The organism is Kiloniellales bacterium (assembly GCA_030066685.1).
Taxonomy (GTDB): Bacteria; Pseudomonadota; Alphaproteobacteria; order Kiloniellales; family JAKSBE01; genus JAKSBE01.
Genome location: JASJBF010000052.1, coordinates 121,895 through 142,941 on the forward strand (window position 1 = coordinate 121,895; position 21,047 = coordinate 142,941).

Annotated in this window: 20 protein-coding genes; 6 read left to right on the forward strand and 14 right to left on the reverse strand. The window is 69.8% G+C overall.

What is annotated here, in order from left to right; all coding sequences use genetic code 11:
• Window positions 1–109: 109 nt before the first annotated feature.
• The 3 genes from QNJ30_25645 to QNJ30_25655 form a co-directional block, all read right to left on the reverse strand.
• A complete protein-coding gene (locus QNJ30_25645; protein MDJ0946847.1) occupies window positions 110–1,006 on the reverse strand; it encodes a TIGR01459 family HAD-type hydrolase in 897 nt (298 codons plus the stop codon).
• Window positions 1,007–1,107: 101 nt separating this feature from the next.
• Complete coding sequence (locus tag QNJ30_25650; GenBank protein MDJ0946848.1) at window positions 1,108–2,352, reverse strand: EAL domain-containing protein; 1,245 nt, start codon at window positions 2,350–2,352, stop codon at window positions 1,108–1,110.
• A 58-nt stretch (window positions 2,353–2,410) separates the two neighbouring features.
• Complete coding sequence (locus QNJ30_25655; protein MDJ0946849.1) at window positions 2,411–3,541, reverse strand: quinone-dependent dihydroorotate dehydrogenase; 1,131 nt, start codon at window positions 3,539–3,541, stop codon at window positions 2,411–2,413.
• Window positions 3,542–3,869: 328 nt separating this feature from the next.
• Between QNJ30_25655 and QNJ30_25660 the strand changes: the two genes are divergently transcribed.
• Together QNJ30_25660 and QNJ30_25665 are read left to right on the forward strand one after the other, a co-directional pair.
• Window positions 3,870–4,412: a S24 family peptidase gene (locus QNJ30_25660; GenBank protein MDJ0946850.1), complete on the forward strand. Its 543-nt coding sequence runs from the start codon at window positions 3,870–3,872 to the stop codon at window positions 4,410–4,412.
• A 130-nt stretch (window positions 4,413–4,542) separates the two neighbouring features.
• Window positions 4,543–5,379: a branched-chain amino acid aminotransferase gene (locus QNJ30_25665; protein ID MDJ0946851.1), complete on the forward strand. Its 837-nt coding sequence runs from the start codon at window positions 4,543–4,545 to the stop codon at window positions 5,377–5,379.
• Window positions 5,380–5,403: 24 nt separating this feature from the next.
• Here QNJ30_25665 and QNJ30_25670 read toward each other — a convergent pair whose 3' ends face one another.
• From QNJ30_25670 to QNJ30_25695, 6 genes are all read right to left on the reverse strand, one after another.
• A complete protein-coding gene (locus tag QNJ30_25670; protein MDJ0946852.1) occupies window positions 5,404–6,471 on the reverse strand; it encodes a hypothetical protein in 1,068 nt (355 codons plus the stop codon).
• Between the two features lie 144 nt (window positions 6,472–6,615).
• Entirely contained in the window at window positions 6,616–7,242 is a 627-nt protein-coding gene (locus QNJ30_25675; GenBank protein ID MDJ0946853.1) for a GNAT family N-acetyltransferase, read from the reverse strand.
• A gap of 78 nt (window positions 7,243–7,320) precedes the next feature.
• Complete coding sequence (locus QNJ30_25680) at window positions 7,321–8,442, reverse strand: AAA family ATPase (protein MDJ0946854.1); 1,122 nt, start codon at window positions 8,440–8,442, stop codon at window positions 7,321–7,323.
• Window positions 8,439–9,233, reverse strand: coding sequence for an RNA ligase family protein (locus QNJ30_25685; protein MDJ0946855.1), 795 nt, complete (start codon window positions 9,231–9,233; stop codon window positions 8,439–8,441). The genes QNJ30_25680 and QNJ30_25685 overlap by 4 nt, the downstream gene beginning before the upstream one ends.
• On the reverse strand, window positions 9,230–9,874 hold the full coding sequence (locus QNJ30_25690; protein ID MDJ0946856.1) for a class I SAM-dependent methyltransferase: 645 nt from the start codon (window positions 9,872–9,874) through the stop codon (window positions 9,230–9,232). The genes QNJ30_25685 and QNJ30_25690 overlap by 4 nt, the downstream gene beginning before the upstream one ends.
• Before the next feature lie 149 nt (window positions 9,875–10,023).
• Window positions 10,024–11,613: a lysine--tRNA ligase gene (locus QNJ30_25695; protein MDJ0946857.1), complete on the reverse strand. Its 1,590-nt coding sequence runs from the start codon at window positions 11,611–11,613 to the stop codon at window positions 10,024–10,026.
• Window positions 11,614–11,769: 156 nt separating this feature from the next.
• Here QNJ30_25695 and QNJ30_25700 point away from each other — a divergent pair, with 156 nt between their 5' ends.
• Window positions 11,770–13,851, forward strand: coding sequence for a S9 family peptidase (locus QNJ30_25700; GenBank protein MDJ0946858.1), 2,082 nt, complete (start codon window positions 11,770–11,772; stop codon window positions 13,849–13,851).
• Window positions 13,852–13,986: 135 nt separating this feature from the next.
• On the opposite strand, the gene QNJ30_25705 is transcribed toward QNJ30_25700, so the two are convergent.
• Window positions 13,987–14,877 carry a LysR family transcriptional regulator gene (locus QNJ30_25705; protein ID MDJ0946859.1) on the reverse strand — a complete coding sequence of 297 codons (891 nt, stop codon included), beginning with the start codon at window positions 14,875–14,877 and terminating at the stop codon, window positions 13,987–13,989.
• Window positions 14,878–14,970: 93 nt separating this feature from the next.
• Between QNJ30_25705 and QNJ30_25710 the strand changes: the two genes are divergently transcribed.
• Entirely contained in the window at window positions 14,971–15,267 is a 297-nt protein-coding gene (locus tag QNJ30_25710) for a YciI family protein (protein ID MDJ0946860.1), read from the forward strand.
• A 17-nt stretch (window positions 15,268–15,284) separates the two neighbouring features.
• On the opposite strand, the gene QNJ30_25715 is transcribed toward QNJ30_25710, so the two are convergent.
• The 4 genes from QNJ30_25715 to QNJ30_25730 form a co-directional block, all read right to left on the reverse strand.
• On the reverse strand, window positions 15,285–15,857 hold the full coding sequence (locus QNJ30_25715; protein ID MDJ0946861.1) for a hypothetical protein: 573 nt from the start codon (window positions 15,855–15,857) through the stop codon (window positions 15,285–15,287).
• Window positions 15,858–16,013: 156 nt separating this feature from the next.
• Window positions 16,014–16,496, reverse strand: a complete 483-nt coding sequence (locus QNJ30_25720) for a Spy/CpxP family protein refolding chaperone (GenBank protein MDJ0946862.1) — start codon at window positions 16,494–16,496, stop codon at window positions 16,014–16,016.
• Window positions 16,497–16,507: 11 nt separating this feature from the next.
• Window positions 16,508–17,041, reverse strand: a complete 534-nt coding sequence (locus QNJ30_25725; GenBank protein MDJ0946863.1) for a hypothetical protein — start codon at window positions 17,039–17,041, stop codon at window positions 16,508–16,510.
• Between the two features lie 41 nt (window positions 17,042–17,082).
• Window positions 17,083–17,625, reverse strand: a complete 543-nt coding sequence (locus QNJ30_25730; GenBank protein MDJ0946864.1) for a sigma-70 family RNA polymerase sigma factor — start codon at window positions 17,623–17,625, stop codon at window positions 17,083–17,085.
• A 130-nt stretch (window positions 17,626–17,755) separates the two neighbouring features.
• On the opposite strand from QNJ30_25730, the gene QNJ30_25735 reads away from it, so the two are divergent.
• Both QNJ30_25735 and QNJ30_25740 read left to right on the forward strand, forming a co-directional pair.
• The gene (locus tag QNJ30_25735) at window positions 17,756–20,521 is read left to right on the forward strand and encodes an ATP-dependent DNA helicase (GenBank protein ID MDJ0946865.1); all 2,766 of its coding nucleotides are present in this window, start codon (window positions 17,756–17,758) and stop codon (window positions 20,519–20,521) included.
• Between the two features lie 97 nt (window positions 20,522–20,618).
• On the forward strand, window positions 20,619–21,023 hold the full coding sequence (locus QNJ30_25740; protein ID MDJ0946866.1) for a tellurite resistance TerB family protein: 405 nt from the start codon (window positions 20,619–20,621) through the stop codon (window positions 21,021–21,023).
• Window positions 21,024–21,047 lie beyond the last annotated feature (24 nt).

The window sequence follows — 21,047 nt, forward strand, 5'->3', positions numbered from 1 at the left end:
CGCGACTCGTCACGCCCCAAGCCAAGAGGACGATCCTTCTACGCGAAAGGCAAGGTTTTTGGATGCCGGCCCCGGGCGCCGGTCACGGAACGCTCACGGTCGATGGGGCTTACCAGCGGAAGACCGGCAGCACGGCGGCGGGGTGGTGGCCGCTTTCGGCGGCCATGACCGCGAGGCGGTCCGGGTCGGGTCGGCCCGCCGCGTCGGGCGCCAGCTCCTCGATGTGGATGCCGCCGGCGATGAAGATGCCGTCGATGCCGGCGGCGCGGGCCCCGGCGATGTCGGTGCGGAAGGAGTCGCCGACCCCGGCGATGCGGGCGCGGTCACCGACGCCGAGCAGGGCAAAGGCACGGCGGTAGACGTCGGCGTGCGGCTTTCCGTGGTAGCGCACCTCGGCGCCGAGCGCCTCGTAGCGGGCGGCTATGGCGCCGGCGCAGATTTCCATGGCCGCGCCGCGCATCACGACAAGGTCGGGGTTGGCGCAGACCATCGGCAGGCCGCGCGCCCGCGCCGCCTGGAGCAGGTCCTCGAAGTCCTCGACCCGATCCTCGGCGCGGTCCGCGCCGGTGTTGAGGATGAAGTCGGCTTCGGCCAGATCCTCGACGAAGGCCACCTCCAGGCCCTCGCGGATCCCCCGATCGCGCGCCGGGCCGAGGTGGAAGCCGCGGCCGCCGAGGTCCCGGTACCAGGCGTCGGGCCGCTCCTTGAGGTGCAGCCAGGTCTCCTCGCCCGAGGAATGCAGGGCGTCGTAGAGCTCAGGCACCAGGCCCAGCTCGATGTTGCGCTCAAGGATCCCGGCCGCCCGGCGCGGCGCGTTGGACAGCACCAGCAGCTTCTTGCCCCGGGCCTTCAGCGCCTTGAGGCAGTCGATGGCATGGGGGTAGGCGGCGATGCCGTTGTGCAGCACGCCCCAGAGGTCGAGGATGTAGGCGTCGTAGCTGTCGGCCAGGGCGGCCATGCCGTCGTGGATCGGGACCGGCGGAGTGGCGCTGGGAGCTTCGGTCATAGGTCGAGGTTCCGGCTTGTGGGCGTGCGGGGCCGCCGTGCGGCCGCCCTTGTGCCACAGCCGACCCTCGGGGAAAAGCCGCTGGGGACCCGACCCGGTGATCAGCCGGCCGGCTTGGCCAGCCGCGGCTCGCCGAAGAGGTAGCCCTGGCCGAAGTCGATGCCGAGGTCGAGCAGTTCGATCAGGTCGGCCTCGGTCTCGATCTTCTCGACGATGACGTCGATGGCGCGCCGGTCCAGTTCGCGCTTCAGGCTGCGGAAGACCTCGGGCCCGCCTTCGTCGAGCAGGACCGCGGCCTCGAGCTTGACGAAGCGGATTTCGCGCTCGACCAGCAGGCCCGGGTCGATCGCCAGGCCGTCCACTTGGTCGACCGAGAGGCGGCAGCCGAGCCCGACGAGCCGCTCGAGCTGGCGCCGGCTGGGCTCGCGCTGGCGCTTGAGGTCGAGATAGGCGAACTCGAAGATCAGGCTCTTGGCCAGCTCCGCGTTGCCCTCCAGGAACTCGACGAAGTCGCCGAAGAAGTCGATGTCCTCCAAGGTGTTCAAGGAGATGTTGCAGAAGAAGCCGACGTCCATGTTCTCGCGCTGGATCTTGCGGACCAGCTGGACGCAGCGGAACAGGAGCATGTTGTCGATCGCCGCGATCAGCCCCGCCGTCTCGGCCAGCTCGATATAGCGTTCGGGCCGGACCACCGTGCCGTCGTCGGTGCGGATCCGGGTGAAGCACTCATAAAAGCGCCGCTTACGCTGGGGCAGGCTGACCACCGCCTGGAGCATCAGGTCGAGGCTGTCCTGGCGCAGGCACTTCTTGACCTCGTCCAGCACCGACTGGTCGTCGAGAGTCTCCGCCTCCAGCGGCTGCAGCATCAGGGTCGGTGGCTCGCCGCCGCCGACCGCGGTCCCGCCGGCGACCGCCAGGGCCGGTCGGAAGGCGACCTGCTCGGCGACCTGGGCCTGTCCCTCCGACAGCCTCGATACCAGGGACTTGAGCACCGTGACCTCGTCCATGACCTCGGTCAGGGCCTTGCTGCCGCCCTGGCCGCCGCGCAGGGTCGCCGCCGCCTGCAGGGCCTCTTCCAGGGCCTTCATCTCGCGCCGCGCGCCGGCCAGCTCGTCGCGCACCGCCACCTGCCCGGCGCGCAGGGCGTGGATCTCCTCGCGCAGCCGCCGGTCGCCTTCGCGCCGGCCGTTGAGCTCCAGGATCACGGACCCCTGAAGGAAGACCAGGGCGCCGGCGATCAAGGCGAACTCGAGGCGCATGCCCAGCCACTCCGGCAGCAGGGCGGCCACCACGACGGCGGGCGCGACGATGCCCAGGAGGTTGAAGACGGAACGAACGAAGGCCAAGCGCGGCTCCCCTGCCAAGGACCTGGGGGAAGCCTGCCGATGATCCTTGAAAATAGGGTTAACCAGACCTTTCGGCCGCTGGCCCGGGCGTGCCTTCTGCTAGCGGCCGATCGCGATGATCGGCGCCGACGGCCTCGCCCACCGTCGCGAAGCCGTCCCGCCGGAGCAGGTCCGCCAGCTCGGTCAGGATCCGCCGGGGCAGACCGGGTCCGTGGTAGACCAGCCCGGTGTAGAGCTGCACCAGGGCGGCACCGGCGCGGATCTTGGCGTGGGCCTCGGCGCCGCTGGCAACCCCGCCGACGCCGACGATCGGCAGGCGGCCGCCGGTGAGGCGGTACATCTCGGCCAGCAGCGCGGTCGAGGGCCCGAACAGGGGCGCGCCCGAGAGTCCGCCCGCCTCGCCGCGAAAGCGGCTCTTGAGGCCGGCCGGCCGTGCGATTGTGGTGTTCGAGACGATCAAGCCGTCGAGACCCTGGGCCAGGGCGACCTCGGCGATGTCGGCGCGGTCCTCGGCCGTCAGGTCGGGGGCGATCTTCAGCAGCAGCGGCGGCGGCCGGCCTCCCGCCGCCGCCGTCTCGGCCAGCGCGGCCCGGAGCGGCGCGAGCAGCGCTTCCAGCTGGTCCCGGTCCTGCAAGGCCCTGAGGCCCGGCGTGTTGGGCGAGGAGACGTTGATCACCAGGTAGTCGGCCAGGGACGCCAGCGCCCGGAGCCCGGCCAGGTAGTCGGCGACGGCATCCGCGGAGTCCTTGTTGCGGCCGAGGTTGACGCCGATGACGCCGCCCGCCGGCGCCGTGGCGCGCCGCCGCCGCAGGTTGGCCTCCACCCGGGTCAGGCCGGCCGAGTTGAAGCCGAGCCGATTGATCAGGGCCCGGTCCTCGGCCAGGCGGAAGACCCGGGGCCTGGGATTGCCGGGCTGCGGGCTCGGCGTGACGCTGCCGATCTCGACGAAACCGAAACCCGCGCGCAGGAGCGCGTCGGCGACCTCGGCGTCCTTGTCGAAGCCCGCCGCCAGGCCCAGGGGATTGGCGAAGTCCAGGTCCCAGACCCGGGTCTTCAGCACGGCCCGTGCGGCGGCCGGCAAGCGGCCGGTCAGGGTCGCACCGGAACGCAGTAGCCGGAGAGTCAGCCGGTGTGCTGCTTCCGGCCCAAGGGTAAAGATCAGCGGCCGAAGCCAAGCGTAGAGCGACAAGGAAGACACGTGTAAACAGTAAAACCGAACGCGGAGGATTTCACGAGCCAAGCTCGATTCGCGCACGCGATTCAAGATCAAATAAGAGCTCAGCCGTCATAATTGACGCGCTTAAATCCGGCGCTGGCGGGGATTTGTACCATTTTCATAAGACGTTAAACATAGCGGACTCTGCGCTGAATTCCTGGGATCATCTTCCTGCTGCGATCCGGGTTAATCCCTATATAAGATAAGATTCATGTTACAACACGCAGATGTTTGGCGGGCAATCGATCGGCTAGCGGCAAAGTACGGCTTATCCGCCTCCGGATTAGCCAAGCGGGCCGGATTGGATCCGACCACCTTCAACCGCAGCAAGCGCGTCGCCAAAGACGGCAAGCTGCGCTGGCCGAGTACGGAATCTCTCGCCAAGATTCTGACCGCGACGGGTGCCAGCGTCGAAGAGTTCGTCGGGCTCTTGAATGGCGAGGACGTGAACTTCGCCGGCTTGGGCTTGCGGCGGATCGGATACAACGTCGTCTCCGAGCCTGGGTTCTTCGACGCCGAGGGTCGGCCAATGGGCAACGGCTGGGGCCGCATGCCTCTGCCGGAGATGGCAGACCCCGATGCTTATGCAATCGAGATTAGGGGTCAGGCGCTGTCCCCGACCTACGCCGACGGACATGTCCTGATCGTCTCGCCGGCGTCGCGCGTCGACGCCGGCCATCGGGTGGTCCTTCGGCTCAGCGACGGCACCGTCATCTTCGGCAGCTTGCTGCGTCGAAGCCCCGAAGAGATCGAGCTGACAACTTTCGATGGAACAGCGACCTCGATGGTGGTGCCGAAGAACGACATCGCCTGGATGTCGCGCATTCTCTGGGCGATCCATTGACCTGAAGCCCTCGACACGCGCCGCGAGAGCTCCGGGTCCGCCTTGCCAGCCTTCCCAAAGCAGCTATGCTAACCGCTCTCCGGCGGCCCCGGCCCGCCGGGTTTCTTCCAGGTCATCGGGACTCCAGAACATGAAAGCGCTGCACTACATCGACGGCATCTGGCACGAGGGCAACCCGCCGATCATGGGCCCGATGACCCATGCCGCCTGGATGGCCTCGGTCGTCTTCGACGGAGCGCGCGCCTTCGAGGGCGTGGCCCCAGACCTCGACCTGCACTGCGCCCGTCTGAACGAGTCGGCGCCGCGCATGGGCCTGGCGACGCCCCTGTCGGCCGGCGAGATCCTGGAGATCGCCCGCGAGGGCATCGACAAGTTCCCCAAGGACGCCGAGCTCTATATCCGGCCCATGTACTACGCGGAGAGCGGATTCGTGTCGCCGGATCCGGAGAGCACCCGCTTCATCTGCACGGTCTACGAGGCCCCGATCCCGGCGCCCAACGGCTTCTCCGCCTGCCTGTCGAGCTTCCGCCGGCCACTGCATTCGATGGCGCCGACCGACGCCAAGGCTTCCTGCCTCTATCCGAACTCGGCCCGGGCGCTGAAGGAGGCGGCCGACAAGGGCTTCGACAACGCCGTGGTGCTGGACGGCCTCGGCAACGTCGCCGAGCTGGCGACCGCCAATCTCTGGATGGCCGTGGACGGCGCGGCCCACACGCCGGCGATCAACGGCACCTTTCTGAACGGCATTACGCGGCAGAGGGTCATCAATCTGCTCGAGGCCGCCGGGATCCAGGTCTACGAGCGGGCCATCACCTATCAGGAGCTCAAGGACGCCGACGAGGTCTTCTCCACCGGGAACTACGGCAAGGTCATGCCGATCACCCGGCTCGACGAGCGCGACCTGCAGCCGGGCCCCGTCTACACCAAGGCGCGCGAGCTCTACTGGGCCTACGCCCACGGCGACTGAGGCGACCGCGCCGCGGCCTGCCGGTCAGTCGTCGTCATCCCCGTCGTCATCGTCGTCGTCGCCGCCGTCGCTGCCCACGCAGATGCTGCCGGTCGTCGCATTGCCGTCGGGCAGCAGGGCGGTCGGGCGGTCGAAGTCGTTGCGGCTGGCGACCCGCTTGAGCCTCTCGCCGGTCTCCTGAAGGAAGACGTAGCAGGCCGTCGGGGTCTGTCCGCGGCTGTCGAAGTCGTTGCGCCGGATCCGGCTGTCCGGACCCCGGGCGCGCAGGCTGGTTCCGAAGCGCGCCGTCGTGCCCTCGAAGCGGTTGTCCTGGATCCGGGCGCCGGCGGCGTCGACGGTGACCAGGGTGTTGCCCTGCTCGAAGGAGGGGCTGAGCGCGCCGCAGGCGGCGTTCGGTCCGCCGGCGGTCCCGGTGATCGCGTTGTCCTCGAAGGTCACCTCGGAGGTGTTGCCGCCGCCCGCGCCGCCGCCCATGACCACCAGCTGGCGCGGCACGTTGGGCAGGGAGAACTGCTGCGAGAAGCCGCAGCCCGCCGGGCTGTCGCCCAGGAAGGTCTTGCCGGCGAAGACGTTGCCCGCGATCCGAAAGTCCGAGATCGTCGCCGCGAACTCGGTGAGCAGCCCGTGGTCGCCGGCGGCGACGATCTTGTTACCGCGGATCCGCCCGCCGCTGTGGCCGCCCTGGAAATAGAGGGCGGCGTTCTCGATCGCCGGATTGCCGTTGTCGATGCCGTTGACGGTGAAGCCCTGCCCGGCATCGCCGATCTGGACGCCGGACGTGCCGCCGGTGACCACGACGCTGCCCAGGCTGCCGACGCCGGAGATCCCGCTGATCACGGTCAGCGCCCGGCCGCGCGTCGACAGCAGCGCGATGTCGCTGTCGATGACGACGTTCTCGCCGTAGGCCCCGGGTTCCACCAGGACCCGGTCGCCGTCGCCGGCCGCCGCCACCGCGTCCGAGATCGTGCAGTAGACCGGGCCCGCGGCGTTGCAGCCCAGGTCGTTCTGATCGACCACGAGGTCTGCGGCCCGGGCCGCCCCGGCGGCGCTGACCAGGGCCAGGGCCAGGATTGCGTATCGATGAACGGACATGCGTCGTCTCCCCCCGAAGAACCTGCGCCGGCAGAGTTGCGGCGGCGCCTCGATGCAGGCGTAGTCTAGCCACAGCCCGGGCCCGCGGCGCGTTAACTTTTTTCAATCAATAAGACTATTGTCCTCGAGACCGGCAGCGTGAACCTAGGCTCGTCCCTCGGCCGGAATGCCGGCACCGGAAAGCTTGCGCACCATGAGCAGGCTTTCGCCGGCGCGCGGCAGCCGGGTGTGCGGCGCGATCTGCGCCTTGGCCGCAACGGTGAAGCCTTCGCTTTCGTAGAGCCGGCGCGCCGCTGCGTTGTCCGCCCAGACCTGCAGGCTGACCCGGTCGAAGCCCCGCCGCTCGGCCGCCGCCAAGACCCGGGCGAGGAGCCGCCGGGCGACGCCACGGCGCCGATGGCTCGCGGCGACGGCCATGCTGCTGATGAAGAAGCTGCCCCAGTCCGCGACCGCGTCCAGCGCCGCGATATGCGCCAGGCGGTCCTTCGGTATCAGGTCGCGCGGGTCGGCCTTGAGCAGGTCGACCGGGTAGGCGTTGATCATGGCGACCACCCGCCCCTCCGCCTCCGCCACCAACACATTTCGATGGGAGCAGGGATCCTCGTCGCCGGCGATCGCCAAAGCGAGCACCTCGGCCGGCGTCATCTCCGGCAGCACCCCCTCCAACAGGAACTCGAAGAGCCCGCCCCCGGCCTCGATCATGAGGTCTGCGACGGTCTGCGCGTCGCCGGGCCGCGCAGCACGCAAGACGATCTGGCTATCGTCTGTCATGGGGGTCTGATTCTGAGGTCAGGACCAAGTTGCAGCGGGCAAGGCTCGGAAGCCAAAGGACATCGCTTAGGTAAGCCGTCACGTCAAGACGACCTCCAGATCATGGCACTCCGTGAGGTCCGGCGGCTCCCAGCGATCAAGCATACGGGTGATCGCCTGCGACGGTACGGGGCGCGCCCTGCTCTGATTGCGTCGCGTCGCCTCAGATTCAGCTGTCTCCAGGTAGACAATGCGGACCTTTGCCCGATAGGCGGCGAAGAGATCGACCAATTGACTGCGAATCTGGCGACTTACGTTCGTTGCATTCCAGATCATTGGCCGCTGCGCGCGAAGAGCGATCCGGGCCCGCTCCCGCGCCTCGGCGATGACCGGTCCCTGGGAATCCTTCGGGTCAATGCCAAGCTCGTTCCTCAGGTCGTCGAGAGACACGATCTCGCGGTCGGCCGCCTGCGCCTTTAGCCAAGAATCCTTGCCGGACCCCGGCAGTCCGCTCAAGAGCGTCGCTGCCCCGGTCCAGTCGTCGAAGGCCGCGTAGTCGGCGGCCCGATTCTCCTTTCGGAAATAGAGAAAGCGGCTGTGCGCCGAGGCGAAACGCCTGGGTTGCGACAGGCAAGCCTGCTCACGACAGAGCTCTACGAACAACGCGATGTTGTCAAGAAGCCCCTCCCGGTCGGGGCATTTGCGACCTCTGGCATCGGCGGCAGCGAGGACCGCGAGCAAGTCGCACCGGGTCTGGTGGCTGATCAGATGAGCGTGCCGCTCTGGCCGATCGCGCTCGATCAGGAAGAAGGGAGCCTGGTGATGCGTGATCAGGTGACAGATCGTCTCGCGCTGACGGAAGGGTACGGACATGCGCCACAGAATGCTGCGGGCCATGATCTGCCCGCGTCGCGAATGGCCCGGCGCCATGACGCCGCCATCGGAATCGATCCGCGTGCAGGCCGGCTTGGCGACGTCGTGGAGCAGTGCCGCCCAAAATAGCGACTGACGGTCCTCGAATTCGAGGACCTGCCAGGCGCGATCATCAATCAGGGCTTCAACAACCAACCTGGTATGCAGATGGACATCGCCCTCGGCATGGAACACGGGGTCCTGCGGGCAGTCCTTGAGCCGCCGAAACCAATCGAAGAGCTCGTCGATCGCCGGCCAATCGACCAACGATTTTTCGCGATCAGGGACGAGTGTGCCGAAGACGGTCATGGTGCGACCAAAGAACTGTCGGAATCCTTCGCGAGGCGGTTCGGCAGGATCGGACGCGACTGCCAGTGGCTCTCCGAATCCAGGACGGTGCTGAGGAAGCCCCGGCGCACGTACTTGAACCGTTCGGCGACGGAGCCCTTCTGCTCGACCTTGATGTAGAGACCTTCCATCAGGTCGGAAGGATCGGTTTGACGGATCACGAGATCCGGCTTGTGCGGCGGCATTTCGGCGGCGGCTGCAAGGGTCCCACGCCATGCGGCCGATTTGAATGCCGAACGCGCGACCAGGGCCGTCAGTTCGGAGGGCTTGGCCACCGGACCTTCGTGCAGGACCGGAACTGAGGAAATCGGCAGGCTGGCGAGCAACTCACGACGCCGCGGAGTCGAGAGGAAGGCGTCGGCCTCGCGGTCGAGCACATCGAACTCCAGGAAGAAGTGCGGCAGTGAGTCGTAGAAGATCGTGTGCTTGGCATAGACCCACTCGCCGTAGACGATCAAGCGCCTGCCCAGAACCGGCCACAAGCGGTCCTTGATTTCGTGGGCCCATTTTTTGAAGAGGTCGAAATGACGTTCGCGCGGCCCGCCGGTCAGGTAGTGCCCGCGGCTCTGCAGCAAGAGTTGTCCTGCACCATCAAAGCTGATGGCCGCGTTCGCGCCGTCGATCTTCTCTTCGATCACCAAGTGCCGGCCCGCCACCGCTTCGAAGCCGGCGGCACCAAGGTCGTCGTCGTCCGGCTTACGGCCCGAATCGAGGATGTGTCTTGTGCGCGGGTATTTTCGGATCGGGGTCATCGCTGATAGGTCCGGGCGACCGCGACGATATGGTTTGGCACATAGTCGATCGCGACCTTCGCCGCGCCGACGCCCCTGAGCAGCGCGCTGAGGCTCTCGCCGCTGAAAAGCTGGACATGCTCCGGATTCTCGTCGGGCTTCGACGGCACCGAAGCGATCAGGAAACGCCCGGCGAGCCGTACCGCCTCTTGCGCCAAAGGCGCCGGATCCCGCTGGTGTTCCAGGACCTCGAGCAAGGTGACGATATCGAAGGCCCGATCGGGAAACGGCAAGGCGCTGGCTTCGCCGCCCACCACGCTGAGACGCTCGATACCGCCTCGACGGACGGCATCGAGATGGGTGCGTCGCCGATCGTCCCGCTCCACCGCCGTAACGGCAAGCTCCGGAAAGGCGTCCAGCAGGGGCCAGAGGAAGGTGCCGCGGCCGCTTCCGATGTCCAGGAGACTCGCCGGGCCGATGCCCCGCAGGATGCCGAGCACGGCCCTTACGCGGGGCAGGTCCATGGTGCGCTTGAAGCGGTGCAGCTTGAGCCCGGCGGCACGCCCGAGCGAGAGCAGTTCGGCTTCTTCGGCGCTATGTCCGGTCTTCGAAAGACTCCCGCGCACGTAGGCCGCAGCAAGCTTCGTGTAGAGGCCGGTCATCGTATCGGGTCCCGTCGGCTTCCGTCGTTGCTTGACAGGCAGAGCGCCCGAGATCCTCGCATTTCGAGAACTACCGGAACCTTCGACTCCAAGGAGTCCGGCAAGAGCTCGACCTGTGGCGGGGTCCGCGCCACGACCTGCGCCGCCTCTCAGGCCGGGCTGAGGTCCTCGCCGGCCAGGGCGCGGCGCAGCAGGTCGAGGAAGTTGTCGCGGCCGTAGAGGGCGACGAAGGAGCCCATGCGCGGGCCCTGCTCCTGGCCGAAGAGGATCTCGTAGAGCGCCTTGAACCAGGCGCGCAGTTCCGGGAAGGGATGGCGCTTGCCGACCTCGTAGATCTGGTTCTGGAAGTCCTCGCCCGGGGCCTCCGGCGGCAGCGCCTCCAGGGCCGCCAACAGGTCCTCCAGCGCCGCCCGCTCCATGGCGTCGGGCGCACGGTAGCGCTTATTCGGCCGGACGAAGTCCCGGTAGTAGTTCAGCGCGGTGCGCACCAGCCCGGCGAGGATCGGTGCGGTCGCCTTGGTCGCCGCCGGCGCGTACTGGCTGATGAAGCCCCAGAGCACGTCCTCGTCCTCGGTGTTGCAGGCCGAGGCCAGGTTGAGGAGGATCGAATAGCTGATGTGCGCCTCCTCGCGCGGCGGCTCGCCGTCGTGGATGTGCCAGACCGGGTTCTCGATCTGCTGCGCCGGCTCCTGGCCCGGAAAGCGGTCGAGGAAGGTCAGGTAGTCGTCGACGGTGCGCGGGATGACGTCGAAGTAGAGCCGCTTGGCGACCTTCGGCTTCTGGTACATGAAGAGCGCCAGGCTCTCCGGCGGCGCGTAGGTCAGCCATTCCTCGACCGAGAGACCGTTGCCCTTGGACTTGGAGATCTTCTGGCCCTCCTCGTCCAGGAAGAGCTCGTAGTTGAAGCCCTCCGGCGGCCGGCCGCCCAAGGCCCTGATGATCCGGCCGCCCAGGTTGACCGAGTCGATCAGGTCCTTGCCGGACATCTCGTAGTCGACGTCCAGGGCGTACCAGCGCATGGCCCAGTCGGCCTTCCACTGCAGCTTGCAGTGCCCGCCGGTCACCGGCAGCTCGGTCCGGGTGCCGTCCTCGTCCTCGAAAACCACCGTGCCCGCGTCTTCGTTGCGCTCCAGCATCGGCACCTGCAGGACCCGGCCGGTCTTGGGGCTGATCGGCAGGAAGGGGCTGTAGGTCGCCTGCCGCTCGGCGCCCAGGGTCGGCAGGATGATCGCCATGATCTGGTCGTAGCAGCGCAGGGCCTGCAGCAGGGCCTGGTCGAAGCGCCCGGAGCGGTAGCAGTCGGTCGCCGACTGGAACTCGTAGTCGAAGCCGAAGTCGTCCAGGAAGGCCTGCAGCCGCGCGTTGTTGTGGGCGCCGAAGGAGGGGTAGTCGTCGCCGAAGGGATCCGGGATCTCGGTCAGCGGCTTGCCCAGGTGCCGGGCGACCATCTCCTGGTTCGGGATGTTGTCCGGGACCTTGCGCAGGCCGTCCATGTCGTCGGAGAAGCAGAACAGCTTGGTCGGCACCTCGGAGAGCTCCCGGAAGGCGTGGCGCACGGCCGTGGTCCGCGCGACCTCGCCGAAGGTGCCGATATGCGGCAGGCCCGAGGGTCCGTAGCCGGTCTCAAGCAGAACATAGCCCTTCTCCGGCACCTTGCCGCCGATGCGCTTCAGCAGCTTGCGGGCCTCCTGGAAGGGCCAGGCCTTGGCCGCCTGCGCCAGCTCTCTTTCGCTCGTCATGACCTCACGGTCCCGCACCGGGAAACAGCGCCGGGACCCTAGGCCCGCCGCCTGCGGGCGTCAACGCCGGCCGGCGCGTCCGACCAAGGGGCTTGATGCCGGGCAATACGGGGAACATCTTCCTCTTGAGAGCACGTCACCAAGGAAAGCCCCCGGATGCCCGACAGCAAGCCCTCGAGCCCCGCCCCCACGCCGCCGCAGGCCGCCCGCAAGCCGCACCGCTTCACCGCCCAGGGGATCGAGATCGAGGATCCCTACGCCTGGCTGCGCGACCCGGGCTATCCGGAGGTGAAGGACCCCGAGATCCTGGCCCACCTCGAGGCCGAGAACGCCTACTTCGAGGCGGTGATGGCGCCCCAGGCGGCCCTGACCGAGACGATCTTCGAAGAGCTCAAAGGCCGCATCAAGGAGGACGACGCCTCGGTTCCGGCCAAGGACGGCGCTTATCTCTACCACTGGCGCTTCGCTCCCGGCGCCCAGTACCGGACCTGGCTGCGCCGGCCGGTCGCCGGCGGCGACGAAGCGGTGATCCTGGACGAGCCGGCCCTGGCCGAGGGCCAGGACTTCTTCCGCCTGCGCGCCCTGGAGGTCAGCCCCGACGACCGCCTGCTGGCCTGGTCGGCCGACGGTGACGGCTCCGAGCGCTACGTCATTCGGATCAAGGCGCTGGCCTCGGAGGCGCCCTTGGACGAGGCGATCCCCAACACCTCCGGCTCGCTGGTCTGGGCGGCCGACAGCAAGACCCTGCTCTACGTCGAGCTGAACGAGAACCTGCGCCCCTTCCGGGTCCGCGCCCACGTCCTGGGCAGCCCGGTCGCCGAAGACCGGACCCTCTACGAGGAGGCCGACGACGGCTTCTTCGTCCACATCGGCCAGACCCAGTCCCGGGCCTTCCTGGTGATCGGCGCCGGCGACCACGTGACCAGCGAGGTCCGCCTCCTGCCGGCCGCCGCGCCCTTCGCCGAGGCCGTGGTGGTGGCACCGCGCGAGGCCGGCCACGAGTACGACCTGGACCACGCCGGCGACCGGCTCTTCATCCGGACCAACGATCGACACAAGAACTTCCGCATCGTGACCGCGCCGGTCGGATCACCGGGCCGCGACAACTGGCGGGAGCTGATCGGCCCCGGCGACCGCCACTACCTGCGCGGCCTGGCCGCCTTCCAGGACGTGCTGGTGGTCCAGGAGCGCATCGACGGCCTGGACCAGATCCGCATCCGCCGCCACGCCGACGGGGACGAGCATCACGTCGCCTTCCCCGAGGCCAGCTATGCGGCGGGCCTGGGCGAGAACCCGGAGTTCGCCATCGACCGCCTGCGCCTGATCTACACCTCGATGGTCACGCCGCCGACGGTCTACGACTACGACCTCGCGACCCGCAAGCTGGAGACCCGCAAGGTCCAGGAGATCCCCAGCGGCTACGATCCCAAGCGCTACGTGACCAAGCGGCTGCTCGCCACCGCGCGGGACGGGGCGACGGTGCCGATCTCCCTGGTCCACGCCGTGGACTTCCCGACGGACGGCACGGGCGCGCTGCACCTCTACGGCTACGGCGCCTATGGCATGGGCATGCCGCCGAGCTTCTCGACCGCGCGCCTCAGCCTGCTGGACCGGGGCGTCGCCTACGCCATCGCCCACATCCGCGGCGGCGACGAGCTCGGCTACCACTGGTACGAGGACGGCAAGCTCGACAAGCGCGAGAACACCTTCAAGGACTTCGTCGACTGCGCCCGACACCTGGTCAGCGAGGGCTACGCCGCCGAGGGCGGGATCTCGATCTCCGGCGGCAGCGCCGGCGGCACCCTGATCGGCGTCGCGATCAACCACGAGCCCGCGCTCTGGCGGGCGGCGGTGGCCCACGTGCCCTTCGTCGACGTGCTCAACACCATGCTCGACGACAGCCTGCCCCTGACCCCGATGGAATGGCCGGAGTGGGGCGATCCGATCACCGACACGGCGGCCTTCGAGCTGATCCGCGGCTATTCGCCCTACGACCAGGTCGGCGCCCGGGCCTACCCGCCGCTGCTGATCACCGCGGGCCTCAACGACCCGCGGGTCACCTACTGGGAGCCGGCCAAGTGGGCGGCCAAGCTGCGGGCGACCAAGACCGACGACAACCTGCTGCTGCTCAAGACCAACATGGGCGCCGGCCACGGCGGCAAGTCCGGCCGCTACGAGAGCCTGCGCGAGGTCGCCGAGGAATACACCTTCCTCCTCATGGCCTTCGGCAAGGCTTAAGACCGGCTGCACGAACCGCAGAGTCACCCCCACCCCGACCCTCCCCCATCGAGGGGGAGGGAGAAAGTCACGGCTGTCGACCAATTGCGCCCTCCCCCTTGATGGGGGAGGGTGGGGTGGGGGTGGCACACCTGATTAGCCGACGTTGCGCTCGGCCGCGTTAGGCAACAGGCCCGAGAGCCAGTCCGAAACCGCTTCGATCCGGGCCAGGCGGCGCAACTCGCTGTGCACCAGCAGCCAGAGCTCGCGCTCCAGGACCGGGCCGCCGGGGGTCGGGAGGCGGGCCAGCCGCGAATCGCGCGCGGCGATCACGCCGGGTAGGAGCGACTTGCCGAGGCCGGCGGCAACCGCCTCTACCAGGGCCTCGCCGTCGTTGACCACGAAGCGGGCCGCCGCGCCGCCGCGCGCCAGGGCGGCGGCGATCCAGCGGGCCTGGGGCAGGTGGGCGAAGGCCTCGTCGTAGGTCACCCAGGGCAGGGCCGCGGCGGCATCGGCCGAAAGTGACGCAGCGGCGTAGGTCCCGTAGCGCAAAGTTCCGATCCGCCGGGCGAGGACGCTGCGCCCGCCGCTGCGCGGCCGGGCCAGGCGCAGCGCCATGTCGGCCTCGCGGCGCCGCAGGCTCAGGTCCGAGGGATCGGCTACCAGCTCAAGGTGCAGGGCCGGATGCCGCTCCAGCAAGCCCGGCAGGGCCGGCACCAGCAGGCGGTTGACCAGCAGGGGCACGGAGGTCAGGCGGACCCTGCCGGCGCAGATCGCATCGGCGCCGGCAACGCCGTCGCGCAGCGCCTCGGCCTCCAGCTCCATCCGCTCCGCCCGCGCGACCGCCGCCGCGCCGGCCGAGGTCGGGCGCAGCCGGCCGTCGCCGGCGCGCTCGAAGAGGCGGGCCTCCAGCAGCGCCTCCAGCCGCGCGACCCGTCGCGAGACGGTGGAGTCGTCGACCCCCAGCGCCTTGGCGGCATCGGCGAGGGTGCCGCCGCGGGCGACCGCGAGCAGGTGGCGCAGGTCGTTCCAATCGAGAGAGCGCAAAATCTCGCTTCAAAATCTCATTTCTTCGCCTTGATACCGGATTTTCGCAAGCCTGAGAATGGCCGGACGACGGCAATCCGAAACGAGGTCGAAATGCTCTTCGCCGTGTTTTTCGAGGACAACCCGGACCTGGAGGTCGATCCGCGCGCCCGGCTCATGCCGGCGCATCTCGACTTCCTCGAGCAGAACGCGCGGCAGATAGAAGCCGCCGGCCCGCTCAAGGACGACGGCGGAGCGCCGGCGGGCGGCCTTTGGCTGGTCGAGGCCGGAAGCGCCGCCGAAGTGCAGGCCCTGGTCGAGGACGACCCCTTCTGGCCCAGCGGCCTGCGCAAGAGCGTCTGCATCCTGGCCTGGACCCGGGTCTTCGCAGAGGGCAGGCGCCTGACCTGACGAGGGCGGGGTGTCGCCTATCCGCCCGCGCGTCCGTCCTGCAGAAGGCTACGCTCGACGATCCGCGCCTGCCAGCCCTCGGGCAGATCGAGCGCGAGGCCGGCATCGCCGAGCAGGGCGAACTCGGGCGCCGGGCCGAGCACCATCTGCTTGCGCCAGACGCTGACCGGGCCCTTGACCTGCGCGGCGATCTCTCGAAGCGGCGCCTCGTAGCGGATGCCGCGCGGGCGGGTCAGCCAGGCGGTCCGGGTCAGGGCCCGCGGGTCGGCCTCGCCCAGGACGTGGTAGTAGATCCCGCCGTGGCCGACCTCGGTCTTGCCGGAGATCCCGGCGTGGACTTCCCACATTTCGGGCGCGACCGCCATCCGGTTCAGCGGATCTAGGCCGGCCGAGGACTCGACGAAGTTCCAGTCCTCGTAGCCCGGCTCACCGTCCAGCCAGGGCGTCGGGGAGATCCGGTAGGTCGCGGAGCCCTCGAAACCCGGGCAATCGCGCGCGACCAGCGCGCGATGGAAGTCGACGAGTGCGGCCTCGTAGGCCTCCCGGTCGACCTCGGCAAAGGGGCGATGCCAGAACAGGTAGGCGGTCATGGTCGCGAACCCTCCCGTAGCGCCGGACCGGCGAAGGAGCGCCCGGCCCGGTCACGGCTCGCGTCTCCGACGCGACAAGCGCTTGCGCGTCCAATCAAGCCGGGGATCTGCTTGCGGCGGGCAGACGGTGATGCCACCGCGGCTCGAAGGTATGGACTATTGCGCGGCCGCCGCGCTGCGGAGCCTCGAGCGGCCGCCCATGAAGCGCCAAAGGAAGCCGCGCTCCTTGGCGAGGTCCCTGAAGACGGCGCGTTGCTCGGGGCTGAGGGTCTGGAGGAAGGCGTTCATCTCCTCGCCGACCTGGAGGAAGTACTCTTCGCGCACCTCGCGCCGCTTGGAGATGACCGTTCGGTAGGCCTCGCGCTCGAAGGCATCGGCGACCAGTGCTTCGGTCATGGAGCGGCGCACCGGCGCCATGTACTCCCGGAACATCTGCCGACGCTCCTGCAGGCTGGTCTGAAGATCCTTGAAGCTCTCGAATTGCGCCGGGGTCAGGGACAGCGCCTCGCCGACCTCGGCCAGCCGCACCTCCGGATCCTCGAGGCGGCGTGCCTCGTAGTCCGTGTAGAGGACGGCCGCGATCACCGAGATGTTGAGGGCAATCGAAACCGCCAGAAGCAGCCAGGGCAGCTTGCGCATGATCTCGTTTCCTAAAGCAGCGGCCCGTTCAGCGGGTCAAGGCCGTGCCTGACCTCCTCGCCGAGGGCGGAGGTCACGATCGCGGCGTTGTCCAGGCCGATCTGCCCGAGTTCGAAGCCGGCCAGCGAGGCCAGCATGACCGCCGCGGCGAAGCCCGCCCAGGCGGCCTGGCCGGGCATCAAGAAGGCGGCCGCCAGGCCCGCGAGCCGGCCTTTGCGCGGCGCCGCCGGCGCCGGCCGCACCAAACCTTCCGCCCGCCGCAAAAGGGACTCGGGCACCGCCTCCGCCGGACCGGCCGCCAGGGCCCCCCGGGACGCTGCCATCAGGTCCAGGGCCACGGGATCGGCGGCAAGCCGGGCCTCCAAGGCCGCGGCCTCCTCGGCATCCAGCCGGCCATCCAGATAGGCGGCCAGAAGCAGCGGATCCACGTCGTCCGCCGCCTCGGACCCTCCGGCCCAGCCGTTGCGCGCCTTCTGCCAAAGCGCCCTGTCTTCGGCCGTCATGGCTGTCTCGCCTTCCTCGCTGTCAAATCGATCGTTCGTCATCTCCCCCTCTTGTCTCCCATTATACGTCGGAAACCTGACGTTTATCCCTCTGTTTCCTCGGAAAAATGCGCCCGGAGCTTGGTCAGCGCCTTGTGGTGCATGGAGCGCACGGTCTGGGGGTCGACGCCCAGCACCTCGCTCGCCTCGGCCGGGGTCAGGTCCTTCTGGTAGAGCAGCTCCAGGACAAGGGTCTGGCGCGGCGACAGCAGGCCCGGCGGGATCTTCAGCCAGGCCGGCTCCTTGGCCTCGACCGAAAGCTCCGCCTCGGGCACGACATCGAGGGAATCCGCCGGTTTCTTGAGGCGCCGCAGGTGGTCGATCGCGGTGCTGGAGGCGATCACCGTGAGCCAGGTCGAGAAGCGCGCGCGGCTGGCATCGTAGGTCTTGAGGACCCGGTAGTCGGACTTGCAGAGCTTGATGAAGACGTCCTGGGCCACGTCCTCGGCATCGGCCAGGCGGCCGGCCGGCTCCAGCCGGCGGCGCACGGCGCCGAAGATGACCGGGGCGGCCCGGGCGACGAAACGGTCCCAGGCGGCCTTCTCGCCGGCGAGCAGCCGCTCGAGCTCATGATCTTCGAGAATCAACCGACTCAGGGCTCCTGATACTCCCTGTGGCCAAGTCCTTACACAAGCCGGGCCCCGGGCGCCAGTGTCAGAACGGGGGCCCCGCCCGGCGTGACGCCCCTCGGCGGCGGCCGCTATACTGCGAGTCGTCATGACCGCAGACCCGGCACCGGCCGATTCCGGCGGAAGATCCGACCCCCGCACGCGGCCGGCCCTGATCGCCGGGCTGCGCGGCGCCTATTGGCTGGAGGCCGGCGGCCTGGCCGCGGGCGGCGGCGGCGAGCTGAGCCACGCCGAGGCCGCCGAACGGGCCCGGGAGGCGCGGCCCCTGGTCTGCCACCTGCCGGCGACGCTCCGGCGCCTGGGCTGCAACCCCTTCGCCGCCTTCGACCTGCTGGAGCTCTTCGCCTTCGTCCGCCCGGCCGCCTTCTGCACGCCGACGCCCGGCGGCCTAGCCGGCGCGCTCGGCCTGGAGCCGCCCGAGGGCCCGGCCCAGGCCGCCGCGTTCCTCCCGCGCGCGGCCGAGCGGCTGCTGGCCGAGCTGCGCGCCCGCGGCGAGGGCCGCGACGCCCTGGCGATCGCCTGGACCATGGCCAGCGGCGGCTGGACCTGGGGCCCGGCGGTGGTCGGCGCCCTGGGCTTCGGCGCCGGCGAGGGCGCCGCGCCGCGGACCGGTGCCGGCCTCAGGGTCTGGGAACGCCTGGGCGAATGGTCGGACCACGCGCCCGAGCCGCCGCCCGGCCACACGCCGGTCAGCGCCGCCGAGGCCCGGGCCCGCCTCGCCGAGCTGCTGGGCCGGAAAGCCGAGGCGCGGCCCGAGCAGGCCGACTACGCCTCGGCCGTGTCCCAGGCCTTCCAGCCGCGCCAAAAGGCCGGCGAGCCGATCGCGGTCCTGGCCGAGGCCGGCACCGGGGTCGGCAAGACCCTGGGCTACATCGCCCCCGCCAGCCTCTGGGCCGAGAGCAACGGCGGCACGGTCTGGCTTTCCACCTTTACCCGCAACCTGCAGCACCAGATCGACGGCGAGCTCGACCGGCTCTATCCCGAGCCGGCGACCAAGGCGCGCCGGGTCGTGGTCCGCAAGGGCCGGGAGAACTACCTCTGCCTGCTGAACCTGGAGGAGGCCCTGGGCGGCCTGCCGGCGCGGCCGCGCGACGCGGTCGCCCTCGGCCTGATGGCGCGCTGGGCCCTCAGGAGCCGCGACGGCGACATGGTCGGCGGCGACTTCCCGGGCTGGCTGCCCGAGCTGCTGGGCCGCGGCCGGACCCTCGGGCTGACCGACCGCCGGGGCGAATGCGTCTACTCCGCCTGCGCCCACTACGGCAAGTGCTACATCGAGAAGAGCGTGCGCCGAGCCCGCCGCGCCCGCCTGGTGATCGCCAACCACGCCCTGGTCATGATCCAGGCGGTGCTCGGCAGCGAGGAGGGCAGCCTGCCGGCGCGCTACGTCTTCGACGAGGGGCATCACCTCTTCGGCGCCGCCGACGCCGCCTTCGCCGCCCACCTCTCCGGCCAGGACGGCCACGAGCTGCGCCGCTGGCTGCGCGGGGTCGAGACCAGCCGCCAGCCGAGCCGCCTGCGCGGCCTGCGGCGGCGCATCGAGGACCTCGCCGCCGGCGACGCGACGACCACGGAGCTGCTGGAGCAGGTGCTGCGCGCCGCCCGCTGCCTGCCGGCCGAGGGCTGGGGCCAGCGGGTTGCCGGCGCGGCGCCCCAGGGCCCGGCCGAGGCCTTTCTTGCAAGGGTCCGCCAGCAGGTCTACGCCCGGGTCCAGCGGCCGCAGGATCCCTACAGCCTGGAGGCCGAGGTCCGGCCCCTGGGCGAGGGAGTCCTGGACGCCGGCCACCGCCTGGACGCCGCCCTGGCCGAGCTGGAGCGGCCCCTGACCCAGCTCGAGGCGGAGCTGGCCGCGCGGCTGGACGACGACTCGGCCGAGCTGGACAGCGAGACCCGGCGGCGCATCGACGGCGTCTGCCGCGGCCTGGCCCGGCGCCGAGGCACGCTCGCGGCCTGGCGCGGCATGCTGCACAGCCTGGGCGCCGAGACGCCCGAGGACTTCGTCGACTGGTTCGGGGTCGAGCGGCGCGAGGGCCGCGACCTCGACGTCGGCATGCACCGCCACTGGATCGACCCGACCCGGCCCCTGGCCGAGATCCTGATGCGCCACGCCCAGGGCCTGGTCGTGACCTCGGCGACCCTGACCGACGGCAGCGGCGACGGCGAGGCCGACTGGGCCGCCGCCGAGGCGCGCAGCGGGGCGGCGCACCTGCCGACGCCGGCGATTCGGGCCCAGGTCGCCTCGCCTTTCGACTACGGCGCGACGACCCGGGTCCTGGTGGTCGGCGACGTCCGCAAGGACGACCGGGCCCAGGTCGCCGCCGCCTACCGGGAGCTTTTTCTTGCCGCCCGCGGCGGCGCGCTCGGCCTCTTCACCGCCATCGCCCGCCTGCGCGCAGTCCACCAGCTCGTCGGGCCGGCCATCGACGCCGCCGGCCTGCCGCTCTACGCCCAGCACATCGAGGGCATGGACACCGCCACCCTGATCGACATCTTCCGCAGCGAGGAGGACGCCTGCCTGCTGGGCACCGACGCCGTGCGCGACGGCATCGACGTGCCCGGGCGCTCGCTGCGCCTGATCGTCTTCGACCGGGTGCCCTGGCCGCGCCCGGACATCCGCCACAAGGCCCGGCGCCGGGTCTTCGGCGGTCGCGCCTACGACGACAGCTTGGCCCGGCTGCGCCTCAAGCAGGCCTTCGGCCGCCTGATCCGGCGCGCCGACGACCGGGGCGTCTTCGTCCTGCTCGACCCGGCCCTGCCTTCGCGCCTGCTGGGCGCCTTCCCCGAGGCGGTCGAGGTCCAGCGCCTGGGCCTGGCCGAGGCGGTGGCCACGACCCGGGACTTTCTTGAGGGCTATTGAGGCGCCGCACCAGACGGTTGACGCGGCCGGTCAGCGGCGCTTAGGTTCCGCCGCCAGCCGCGACCGCGGCACTGTTCCAGGGAACGAGTGAGCACCCATGGCCGACACCCATTCCGCCCTGATCTACACCATGGTCCTGGTCTCCGCCGCGGACCGCAACATGACCGACTCCGAGCTCAAGTCGATGGGCGAGATCGTCAGCTACCTGCCGGTGTTCCGCGGCTACGATCCGGACAGCCTGCCCAAGACCGCAAAGGCCTGCGCCGAGCTCCTGGGCGACGACAAGGGCCTGGACAAGGCCCTCGATATCATCGTCGACAGCGTGCCGGAGCGGCTGCGCGAGACCGCCTATGCGATCGCCTGCGACGTCGCCGCCGCCGACGGCAAGGCGACCCAGGAGGAGCTGCGCCTGCTCGAGATGCTGCGCCACCGCCTGCAGGTCGGCCGCCTGGCCGCCGCCGCCATTGAGCGCGGTTCGCGGGCCCGGCACCAGACCCTCTGATCTTCGCCTAGCCGCAAAAGGTCG